Annotated in this window: 1 protein-coding gene; it reads right to left on the bottom strand. The window is 54.1% G+C overall.

Annotation, left to right across the window (positions count from 1 at the left end; translation table 11 throughout):
* Positions 1-100 precede the first annotated feature (100 nt).
* The coding region (locus QGG57_06400; GenBank protein ID MDP7007794.1) for a Kazal-type serine protease inhibitor at positions 101-399 on the bottom strand (299 nt) is incomplete at its 5' end.

Genomic DNA, 399 nt, shown 5'->3' with positions numbered 1-399 from the left:
AATTACGATTACACCAACCACTATTGCCAAAGGCTTCTTGGTGACTGTCTCAGCAATTTTCTGTAAAAGCATAGTTTCCGACTATAAATTTTCTCGCTTATCAGCGCCGCCGGCGCAGCGCGATGACGGCCACGGCGGCGACAGCAGCAGCCAGCGACGGCGCGGGTATGCCGCCATCGTCGTTCTCACAAGCGCCTTCGTAGGAAATCTCCACGCTTTGACAACCGGCTTCGCAGCTGTTACCATAGGTGTTGCCGTCCACGCCACAGACTGGTGCGTACTCCGCGGTGCAAACACAATCATCACTGCCACCATCATCGATGTCCAGCAATGAATCACAGCCGTCTGGGATGTCATCCTCATCGACGTCGATAGCATCATCATACCCAGGACAGGCAT

This window comes from Candidatus Poseidoniia archaeon (genome assembly GCA_030748895.1).
Lineage (GTDB): Archaea > Thermoplasmatota > Poseidoniia > MGIII > CG-Epi1 > UBA8886.
Note: the sequence above shows the minus strand (reverse complement) of the source record. Positions and strands in the feature narration are given on the sequence as shown.